Source organism: Streptomyces sp. NPDC032161 (genome assembly GCF_040636995.1).
Taxonomy (GTDB): domain Bacteria; phylum Actinomycetota; class Actinomycetes; order Streptomycetales; family Streptomycetaceae; genus Streptomyces.
In genome coordinates this window covers 875,377-886,358 of the sequence record NZ_JBEZVN010000002.1, presented here as the reverse complement: position 1 = coordinate 886,358, position 10,982 = coordinate 875,377, and the positions used below count along the sequence as shown (strand labels likewise).

General features: G+C 71.2%; 6 protein-coding genes. All 6 read left to right on the top strand.

The window, feature by feature from the left end; genetic code table 11:
• Positions 1–20: 20 nt before the first annotated feature.
• The 6 genes from AB0E67_RS09650 (at position 21) to AB0E67_RS09625 (ending at position 10,949) form a co-directional block, all read left to right on the top strand.
• Positions 21–3,935, top strand: coding sequence for an Rne/Rng family ribonuclease (locus tag AB0E67_RS09650; protein ID WP_362023623.1), 3,915 nt, complete (start codon positions 21–23; stop codon positions 3,933–3,935).
• A gap of 380 nt (positions 3,936–4,315) precedes the next feature.
• A complete protein-coding gene (locus AB0E67_RS09645) occupies positions 4,316–5,434 on the top strand; it encodes a DegT/DnrJ/EryC1/StrS family aminotransferase (protein WP_362023187.1) in 1,119 nt (372 codons plus the stop codon).
• Positions 5,431–6,453 carry a Gfo/Idh/MocA family oxidoreductase gene (locus AB0E67_RS09640; protein ID WP_362023185.1) on the top strand — a complete coding sequence of 341 codons (1,023 nt, stop codon included), beginning with the start codon at positions 5,431–5,433 and terminating at the stop codon, positions 6,451–6,453. The genes AB0E67_RS09645 and AB0E67_RS09640 overlap by 4 nt, the downstream gene beginning before the upstream one ends.
• Positions 6,443–8,020, top strand: a complete 1,578-nt coding sequence (locus tag AB0E67_RS09635; protein ID WP_362023182.1) for a glycosyltransferase family 4 protein — start codon at positions 6,443–6,445, stop codon at positions 8,018–8,020. Before AB0E67_RS09640 ends, AB0E67_RS09635 begins: the two co-directional genes overlap by 11 nt.
• Entirely contained in the window at positions 8,017–9,663 is a 1,647-nt protein-coding gene (locus AB0E67_RS09630; RefSeq protein WP_362023179.1) for a glycosyltransferase, read from the top strand. Before AB0E67_RS09635 ends, AB0E67_RS09630 begins: the two co-directional genes overlap by 4 nt.
• Before the next feature lie 2 nt (positions 9,664–9,665).
• The gene (locus AB0E67_RS09625) at positions 9,666–10,949 is read left to right on the top strand and encodes a nucleotide sugar dehydrogenase (protein ID WP_351524338.1); all 1,284 of its coding nucleotides are present in this window, start codon (positions 9,666–9,668) and stop codon (positions 10,947–10,949) included.
• Positions 10,950–10,982: the final 33 nt, after the last annotated feature.

Here is a 10,982-nt window from a genome sequence, read left to right as displayed (position 1 = left end):
CCGAGGCCGCGCCCGAGGTCGTGGAGGCGGCTCCGGCGCGTCCGCGTCGTCGTGCCGTCCGTAAGGCGACGTCTCCGGCGGGTTCGCCGAAGGCGGTCGAGCCGGTCGAGATCGTCGAGGCGCAGGTCGAGGAGGTGGCCGAGGCCGCGCCCGAGGTCGTGGAGGCGGCTCCGGCGCGTCCGCGTCGTCGTGCCGTCCGTAAGGCGACGTCTCCGGCGGGTTCGCCGAAGGCGGCCGAGCCCGCCGAGATCGTCGAGGCCGTGGAGAACGGCGAGAGCGTCGAGGAGGAGGCCCCCGCGGCGGTGGCCGAGCCCGAGCCCGCGCCCGCCGCCGCGCCGCGTGGACGTACTCGCCGCAGGGCGTCGGCTCCGGCCGGTTCCCCGCAGACCGCCGAGGCCGTCGCGGAGCCCGTCGAGGTCACCGACACGACCTCGGCCGACAGCGTTCCGGAGGCGGAAGGGGAAGCGGAGACCGAGCCGCAGGCCGAGGCCGCGCCGCCCGCGCGCACCCGCCGCCGTGCCGTCCGCAAGGCGACCGCCCCGGCGGGCGCGCCGAAGGCCACCGGGACCACCGCCGACACCGCGGAGAGCCTGTCCGAGCCCGTGGCCGCGACCACGGCGGCCGAGACCGCCGCCCAGGCCGAGCCCGCGGCCGAGGCACCGGCCGCTGAGGCCGAGGCCGAGGACGCCGCGCCGCACGGCCGCCGTCGCCGCCGCGTCACTGCTGCCGCCGGCCGGCCCGAGTTCACGGGCAAGGACGAGGAGCCCGTACGCAAGAGCCGTCGCGCGACGCGTCCCGCCGTGGCCGTGTTCCAGGCCCCGGTCTTCACCGAGCCCATGTTCCAGACCCCGGAGAGCGCGGCCGCCGCCGCTGCCGCTTCGCGCCACGCGGAGATCGAGGCCGAGGAGGAGGTCGGCACGGTCGAGGAGCAGCCCGCCGCCGTGGCCGCGCCGTCGGCCGGTTCGCGCCGCCGTCGCCGCCGTCGCGCTGAGGCCGTCGAGCCCGAGCAGGCCGCCCCCGCGGCGGAGGAGCCCGTCGAGGACGAGCACGAGCCGCAGGACGCGGGCGACGCCGAGCACGAGGCCGAGGCCGAGGGCGAGGAGACGGACGAGTACGGCGACCGGCCCACGCGCCGCCGCCGTCGCGGAGGCCGTCGTCGTCGCCGTGGTGAGAACCACGAGGGCGAGGAGACCTCCGAGCAGCACGGCGAGGAGGCCGCTGCGGCCGACCAGGCCGAGGACGAGCGGGAACACGCCCAGGAGACCGAGGCCGCGGAGGAGGAGGAGGAGCACGAGACGGCCGCCTCCGGCACGAGCAGCAGCCGCCGTCGTCGGCGCCGTCGCCGTCGCAGCGGGGACCTCACCGCCGACGTCGAGGTCGGCGCGGACGACCCCGAGCGCACGGTCGTCAAGGTCCGCGAGCCCCGCAAGAAGGAGGAGCGGGAGCCGGGCACGGGCTTCGACGAGGTCCAGTCCATCAAGGGCTCGACCCGTATGGAGGCGAAGAAGCAGCGCCGCCGTGAGGGCCGTGAGCAGGGCCGCCGCCGCGTTCCGATCATCACCGAGGCCGAGTTCCTGGCCCGCCGCGAGGCCGTCGAGCGCGTGATGGTCGTCCGCCAGAACGGCGAGCGCACCCAGATCGGCGTCCTCGAGGACAACGTGCTCGTCGAGCACTACGTCAACAAGGAGCAGGCCACCAGCTACGTCGGCAACGTCTACCTGGGCAAGGTGCAGAACGTACTGCCGTCCATGGAGGCCGCCTTCGTCGACATCGGCAAGGGCCGCAATGCCGTCCTGTACGCCGGTGAGGTGAACTTCGAGGCGCTCGGCATGGCTCACGGGCCGCGCCGCATCGAGACCGCGCTGAAGTCCGGTCAGTCCGTCCTCGTCCAGGTGACCAAGGACCCGATCGGTCACAAGGGCGCCCGCCTGACCAGCCAGGTCTCGCTGCCCGGCCGCTACCTGGTCTACGTGCCCGAGGGCTCGATGACCGGTATCAGCCGCAAGCTGCCCGACACCGAGCGGGCCCGGCTGAAGACCATCCTCAAGAAGATCGTCCCCGAGGACGCGGGCGTCATCGTCCGTACCGCCGCGGAGGGCGCTAGCGAGGACGAGCTGCGCCGCGACGTCGAACGGCTGCAGCAGCAGTGGGACGACATCCAGAAGAAGGCCAAGGGCACCAGCGGCTCCAACGCGCCGACGCTGCTCTACGGCGAGCCGGACATGACCGTCCGGGTCGTCCGCGACATCTTCAACGAGGACTTCTCCAAGGTCATCGTCAGCGGTGACGACGCGTGGGAGACCATCCACGGCTATGTCTCGCAGGTGGCGCCGGACCTGACGGAGCGCCTGTCGCGGTGGACCTCCGAGGTCGACGTCTTCGCGACCTACCGGATCGACGAGCAGCTGATGAAGGCGCTGGACCGGAAGGTCTATCTGCCGAGCGGCGGCTCGCTGGTGATCGACAAGACCGAGGCGATGGTCGTGGTCGACGTCAACACCGGCAAGTTCACCGGTCAGGGCGGCAACCTCGAGGAGACCGTCACCAAGAACAACCTGGAGGCGGCCGAGGAGATCGTGCGCCAGCTGCGGCTGCGCGACCTCGGCGGCATCGTCGTCGTCGACTTCATCGACATGGTGCTGGAGTCCAACCGGGACCTGGTGCTGCGGCGCCTGCTGGAGTGCCTGGGACGCGACCGTACGAAGCATCAGGTCGCCGAGGTGACCTCGCTGGGCCTGGTCCAGATGACCCGCAAGCGGGTGGGACAGGGGCTGCTGGAGTCGTTCTCCGAGTCCTGTGTCCACTGCAACGGGCGTGGTGTGATCGTGCACATGCCGCAGCCGGCCTCGATCGGCGGCGGCAACGGCAAGCGCTCCAAGAAGCGCGGTCGCGGTGGCGTGGGCCATGAGCACGAGCACGGACCCGAGCACGTCACGGAGGCACCGGCCGAAGCCGCGGCCGAGGCCGCCGTCGGGACCGGGACAGCGGTGGAGACCGAGACCGTTGCCGAGATCGCTGCCGAGGTGGCCGCTCCGGTGGCGCTGCCCGAGCCGGAGTTCGCCCCGGACGAGGAGCTGTACAGCAGCGCCGCCGAGGCCGAGGCGGCCGCGGCGCGCGGCCGTGGCCGACGCCGTACGACCCGCAAGGCAACGGCATCGGCCGGGGCCCCGAAGGCCGCGAAGGCTCCCGCCGCTCCAGTGGCCGAGCCGGAGCCGGAACCGGCCGTGGTCGTGGAGGCTGGACCGGTGGCGGAGCCCGAGCCCGTCGCCGAGGCCCCCGTGGCGGCGGAGGCTCCCGCGGCCGAGGCCCCGAAGGGCCGTACGCGCCGACGGGCGACCCGCAAGGCGACCTCTCCGGCGGGCTCGCCGGCCACGGCCGAGCCGGTCGAGGAAGTCGTGACCGTGGTCACCCCGGTCGATGCCGAGGCATCGGCGGCCGAGGCGGTACAGCCCGAGGCCGTGGTGGTGGAGGCCGCCGCCGAGCCTGCCCCGCCGCGCGCCCGTCGTCGCGTGACCCGAAAGGTCACCGCCCCCGCGGGCTCGCCCGCAGGCGCGGACGCGGCGGAGGTCGTCGTGGTGACGGGGAGCGTCGTGGCGGAGCCCGAGGCCGTGCCCGTTGTGTCGGAGGAGCCCGCGACCGTACGGGCCGAGGCACCGGAGAGTGCCGCGGAGACTCCCGACGGCGAGGCCCCGGAGACCGGGGCTCCGGCCAAGAAGACGGCCCGCAAGGCGGTCAAGAAGGCCACGGCCAAGAAGGCGGCCACCAAGAAGACGGCTGCCAAGAAGACCACCACGGCCAAGAAGACCGCCGCGAAGAAGACGGTGGCCAAGAAGACGACGGCCAAGAAGACGACGGCGAAGAAGGCGGCGGCCAAGAAGACCGTCGCGGCCGAGCAGTCCTCGCAGCCGTCCGTGTCGGCCGACACGGAGAGCTGACCGTCGGATGACGCCGAAGAGGCGCGACCCCCTCATGAGGGCCGTGCCTCTTCGGCGCGTCCCGGCTCGATGCGGATCACATGGACCGCGTCTCGACAGCCCCAACCCGAACGAAACGCGGTATGAAAAGCCTGATAATGTGACGCGGCTGACGCTTGATATGCCATTCCTGAGAATGCTCATCGGCGTCGGTCCACTTCCGGCAGGACAGACCACCCTCCGAACCCCAAGTGCGCTGCCCTCGGGGAAAAAGGGTGATTTGAGCGCAATATATTGTCAAAGAATCGGCCGTGCGCCGAGGCGGCGGAGCCTCAGCCGGCATTCGCGTGCCCTCGAACCTTCGCCGGTCACAGCTCTTGCGGTGTTCAAGGAGGATGTCCATGTCGAGCGACAACAGGGAGACCATCCCTGCTGCCCGACCGGCTATCGGTGACGAAGAGATCGAGGCCGTGGTACGCGTACTGCGCAGCGGTCGCGTCGTGCAGGGCCCGGAGGTCGCGGCCTTCGAGGAGGGCTTCTCCGAGCTGGTCGCCGGACGCCACTGCGTGGCGGTCAACTCCGGGACCTCCGCGCTCCACCTGCTGCTGCTCGCCCTCGGTATCGGCCCGGGCGACGAGGTCATCGTCCCGTCGTTCTCCTTCGCCGCCTCCGCCAACGCCGTGCGGCTGGCGGGCGCCGACGTGGTCTTCGCCGACATCGAGCCCGGCAGCTTCGGCCTGGACCCGGCCGCCGTCGAGGCCGCCGTCACGCCGCGCACGGCGGCGATCATGCCGGTGCACCTGTACGGTCACCCGGCCGCGATGGACAAGCTCATGCCCATCGCCGAGAAGCACAAGCTCGCCGTGGTCGAGGACGCCTGCCAGGCGCACGCCGCGTCCCTGAACGGCACTCCGGTCGGCGCCTTCGGCTCCGGCGGCACGTTCAGCTTCTACCCGACCAAGAACATGCACTCCCTGGAGGGAGGCATGATCACCACGGCCGACGCCGAGGTCGCGCGCACGCTCAGGCTGCTGCGCAACCAGGGCATGGAGCAGCGGTACGCCAACGAGATCGTCGGCGCCAACATGCGCATGACGGACGTGGCCGCCGCCGTCGGCCGTGTACAGCTGACCAAGCTGGCCGGCTGGACCGAGCAGCGCCGCGCCAACGCCGCCTACCTCGACGCCCACATCACCGCCCCGAGCGTCACGACGCCGCCGGTGTCCGAGGGAGCCCGGCACGTCTACCACCAGTACACGATCCGGGTGCGGGGCGACCGCGACGCCGCGATGGCGAAGCTCACCGAGGCGGGCATCGGCAACGCCGTCTACTACCCGACCCCGATCCACCGGCTCAAGCCGTACTGGGAGCCGGACCAGAAGGCCGGCCGCACCTGGGACCTGCCGGAGACCGAGCGGGCCGCGGCCGAGGTCGTCTCGCTGCCCGTGCACCCGTCCCTCGGGGCGGACGACCTGGAGCGCATCGCCGCCGCCGTGAACGCGCTGGGGGAGAACCTGTGACCGCCGCGACACTGAGGGCCGGACTCGTCGGCCTGGGCTCCATGGGCCGCCACCACGCCCGTGTCCTCGCCGGACTCGAAGGCGTGGAGCTGGTCGGCGTCGTCGACCCGATGGGGGACAAGAACGGCTGGGCGCAGGGCGCCCCCGTGCTCTCCTCGGTCGACGAACTGATCGCGCTCGGAGTCGACTACGCGGTCGTGGCCTGCCCGACCGCCCTGCACGAACCGGTCGGTCTCCAGCTCGCCGAGGCCGGGGTCTGCGCGCTGATCGAGAAGCCGGTCGCCGACACCGTCGAGGGCGCCCGCCGCCTCGTCGAGGCGTTCGAGGCGCGCGGCCTGGTCGCCGGCGTCGGCCACATCGAACGCTGCAACCCGGCGCTCCGCTCGATGCGTGCCCGCCTGGAGGCCGGCGAGCTCGGCGACGTGTACCAGGTCGTCACCCGCCGCCAGGGCCCGTTCCCGCACCGCATCGCCGACGTCGGCGTGGTGAAGGACCTGGCCACCCACGACATCGACCTGACCGGCTGGGTGACCGGCCGCACCTACACGTCGATCGCCGCCCACACCGTCTCGAAGTCCGGCCGCCCGCACGAGGACATGGTCTCCGCCGTGGGCCGGCTCTCCGACGGCACCATGGTCAATCACCTGGTCAACTGGCTCAGCCCGCTCAAGGAACGTTTCACCTCCGTCACCGGCGAACGCGGCACCTTCATCGCCGACACCCTCACCGCGGACCTCACCTTCCACTCGAACGCGGCGGTGGCCACCGAATGGGAGGCCCTCCAGGCGTTCCGCGGGGTCTCCGAGGGCGACATGATCCGTTACGCCATACCGAAGCGTGAGCCGCTGCTCGTCGAGCACGAACTCTTCAGGGACGCCGTACGGGGCGTCTCCAAGGACATCTGCACGCTGCGGGAAGGGCTCCGAACGGTGGAAGTGGCCGCTGCCGTGCTGGAGTCGGCCCGCAGCGGAAACACCGTCACGATCTCCGGGGAAGAACTCGTATCACATGGATCTTGAGAACACCGCGGCACCGCGGTCCGGCACCCGCGGCCGGATCGTCATGCTCGTCGACAACGGGGTGAACGGCGACTCCCGTGTGCAGAAGGAAGCACGCTCCGCGGCCGACGCGGGCTGGGACGTGATCCTTCTCGGCAAGTCGCCCGGCAAGTCGGAGCAGCACTGGCAGATCGGCGAGGCGAACGTCCGGCTGCTGAAGGTGCCCGGACCCATGCAGCGGCGCAGGCACGAGTACCGGAGCCCCATGCTGCGGTCGCCGCTCGCCTACCGCCCCGGACCGCTCGCCGCCTATCGCAAGCAGAAGATGAAGGCGTGGCGCGCCGACCTCAACATCCGCCTCATCGAGGCGACCGAGAGGCGCGCGCCGTTGGCGAAGCTCTGGCTGCTGCCGCAGAGGGTCTTCGCGAAGGTGGCCAGCCGCTGGGTCGGGATGCGTGTCCGGCGCACCAACGCGCTGGAAGCCCGGCGCAAGCGGATGGACTCCCCGCTGGACCGCTTCACCACGGCGTTCTGGCTGCGCGTGATGGGCCGACGCGCCTGGCGGAAGCTGGACCCCTACCTGCTCGACCTCGACCTGGCCTTCGGCAAGGTGATCGACGAGCTCAAGCCCGACCTGATCCACGCCAACGACTTCCGCATGCTGGGGATCGGCGCGCGGGCCGTGCTGCGTGCCCGCGCGGCGAAGCGGAACGTCAAGCTCGTCTGGGACGCGCACGAGTTCCTGCCCGGCATCAAGCCGTGGGACCCGCACCCGCGTTGGCACGTCGCGCAGCGCCTGCACGAGCTCGCCTATTCCAAGCACGCCGACGCGGTGACGACGGTCTCGGCGACCCTCGCGGACATGCTGGCCGAGCGGCACGGACTGGCGAAGAAGCCCGCGGTGGTGCTGAACGCCCCCGACGGGCAGGTCTCGCCCGAGCAGGCCGCGGAGCCGGTGCCCGACCTGCGCGAGTTGTGCGGCATCGGCCCCGATGTCCCGCTGACCGTCTACAGCGGTGCGGCGGCCCCGCAGCGCGGGCTGGACATCATGGTCGAGTCGCTGCCGCAGCTTCCGGACGTGCACGTCGCGTTCATCGTGCTGCGCCCGGCTTCGCCGTACATGACCGGTCTGGCGCAGCGTGCCGAGGAACTCGGCGTGGGCGACCGCGTGCACATCCTCCCGTACGTTCCGCACTACCAGGTCGTGCGTTTCCTTTCGGCGGCGGACCTCGGTGTCATCCCGATCCACCACTGGCCGAATCACGAGATCGCGCTCATCACCAAGTTCTTCGAGTACTCGCACGCGCGGCTGCCGTTCGTGGTGAGCGACGTGAAGACGATGGGCGCGATGGTCGCGCAGACCGGACAGGGCGAGGTGTTCAAGGCCGAGGACGTGACGGACTACGTCCGCGCGGTGAAGGCGGTCCTGGCGGACCCGAAGAAGTACCGCGACGTCTACGACAAGCCCGGAATGCTCGACGAGTGGACCTGGGAGGCCCAGGCGGCGGTGCTCGACGAGGTGTACACGGGCCTTCTCCCCGGCAGCAGGCGCCCATCCGTCGAGAAAGCGGCCGAGGTGACCGTGTGACCGACAGATCCGATGTTCCCGACGTCACGGTCGTCGTGGCCGTGTACAACACGATGCCTGCCCTGACCGAGTGTCTGGAGTCTCTCGTCCGGCAGAGCATCGGACTCGACCGGATCGAGATCGTCGCCGTGGACGACGGGTCCACCGATGACAGCGGAAAGGAACTCGACCGCTTCGCCGAGCGGTTCCCCGGAACCTTCAAGGTGATCCACCAGGAGAACTCCGGGGGGCCGGCCCGGCCCAACAACGTCGCGCTCGCCAACGCGACGGGGCGCTACGTCTTCTTCGTGGGTTCGGACGACTACCTCGGCCCCGAGGCGCTGGAGCGCATGATCGCCATGGCCGACGCGAACGACTCGGACGTCGTGCTCGGCAAGATGGTGGCCGTCGGCGACCGGTCCGTGCCGCGGGCGATCTTCCGTTCCACCGAGGCGAACGTACCGCTGATCGGTTCCGGGGCGCTCTACGCGATCTCCAACACCAAGATGTACAAGCGCTCCCTCATCGAGGAGCACGGCATCCGGTACGCGGAGGACCTGCCGGTCAGCTGCGACATGCCGTTCACGCTGGAGATGTACGTCCGGTCCAGGACCGTCTCGGTGGTCGCGGACTACGACTGCTACTACGCGGTCCGGCGTGACGACGACAGCAACATCACCTACCGGGCACGCTTCGAGAACCGTCTGAAGGTCTGCGCGTACGCGCTCGACAAGCTCCGCGATCTGGCAGGCCCCGGTGACCTCTACGACGCCTTCGCCATACGGCTCCTCAAGGTCGACCTGGCCTGGATATTCGGCACGAACTTCCTGGCCATGACGCCGGAGCGCCGCGCCGAGTGCGTACGTGCCACCGGACGGTTCATGGAGGAGTACTACAGGACCTCCTTCGATTCCGTGGAACACCGGCTGACCGTCCCCGAACGGCTCCGGTTCCGCTGGGTGTTCGAGGGCCGGGCGGACGAACTGGCCGAGCTGGTCCGCCTGGACACCTCGGGAACGATGCCGCCGACCGTGCTGGAAGGCGATCACGCCTATGCCCGCTATCCCGGTTTCCGTGACAGCCGGTACTCCCTGCCCGACAGCAGCTTCGAGCTGCGGGGCGCGATAACGGGGCGGCTCGGCTCCGGTACCGTGCTCGAGTCCGCCGGCTGGCACCAGGAGGGCGACGGTTTCGCGCTCGACGTGACCGTACGGCTTCCCGTGCTGGGCGAGACGGATTCGCTGCAGATGAGGCTGGCTTCGGGCCCCATGCCCAAGTCCGCCGACGGCGCGGGCGCCCGCCGCCTGGACGAGGGCGAACGACTCCCCGACCCGGTGGGTACCGCCGCCCACGCCCTGGCGCCGGGCGGGGACGGCACCCTGATCACTTCCAGGATCCCGCTCCACCGGGTCCGGACCGAGCTGGGCCTTCGGGTCTCGGTCGACGTGGCGGGCCGGACCTACGAGATCCCGGTACGCGGCAAGGGCCGCCCGATGCCGCTCGCCCGGCTCTGGGCGGGCGACGTCCCCTACCGTGTCTCGGCCCGGGTGAATACGAAGGGGCGCATGGTGGTCAGGACCGGCCCGCTTCGTCCGCCCAAGAAATCGCTGGGATCGCGACTGCGATCGTTGTTGACCGGTGCCAAGCGCTCCAAGAGGAAGTGACCATGAACATCTGTGTAGTCGCCCTGGGCAAGATCGGCCTGCCGCTCGCCGTGCAGTTCGCGGCCAAGGGCCACCGGGTGATCGGCGCCGACGTCAACGAGAAGGTCGTGGAGCTGGTCAACGCCGGTGTCGAGCCGTTCCCCGGCGAGCACGACCTGGACGTCAAGCTCAAGGAGACCGTCGACGCGGGGTTGCTGACCGCCACCACGGACACGGCCGCCGCCGTGGCCGAGTCCGAGGCGGTCGTGGTCGTCGTCCCCCTCTTCGTGGACGCCGAGGGCACCCCCGACTTCGGCTGGATGGACTCCGCGACCCGGGCGATCGCCGCCGGGCTCAAGCCGGGCACCCTCGTCAGCTACGAGACCACGCTGCCGGTCGGCACCACCCGCACCCGCTGGGCGCCGATGCTCGAAGAGGGCTCCGGCCTCAAGGCCGGCGAGGACTTCCACCTCGTGTTCTCCCCGGAACGGGTGCTCACCGGCCGGGTCTTCGCGGACCTGCGCCGCTACCCGAAGCTGGTCGGCGGCATCGACGAGGCGTCGACCGCGCACGGGGTCTCGTTCTACGAGTCGGTCCTGGACTTCGACGAGCGCACGGACCTGCCCCGCCCCAACGGCGTCTGGGACCTGGGCACCTCCGAGGCGTCCGAGCTGGCCAAGCTCGCCGAGACGACCTACCGGGACGTCAACATCGGCCTGGCCAACCAGTTCGCCCGCTTCGCCGACCAGCAGAACATCGACGTCCTCAAGGTCATCGAGGCCTGCAACTCCCAGCCCTACAGCCACATCCACCGGCCGGGCATCGCCGTCGGCGGCCACTGCATCCCGATCTACCCGCGGATGTACCTGTGGAACGACCCCTCGGCGACCGTGGTGCGTTCGGCGCGCGAGGCCAACGCCGCCATGCCGGAGTACGCGGTCGACCTGCTCGCCGCCGCCTACGGCGACCTGGACGGGGTCGGCGTGCTGGTGCTGGGCGCGGCCTACCGCGGCGGCGTGAAGGAGACGGCCTTCTCCGGCGTCTTCCCGACCGTCGAGGCCCTGAAGGCGCGCGGCGCGGTGCCGTTCGTCTCGGACCCGATGTACACGGCCGAGGAGCTGGCCGCGCACGGCCTGGTCCCGCACGAGGGCCAGACCGTCACTGCCGCGATCCTCCAGGCCGACCACGCCGAGTACCGCGAGCTGTCCGCCGCCGACCTCCCGGACGTCCGCGTCCTGGTCGACGGCCGCCGCACCACGGACCCGGCCCGCTGGGAGGGCGTCCGCCGCGTCGTCATCGGCGGCTGATCACGCCACGCACGTGCGAGGGGCCCCGGCCGA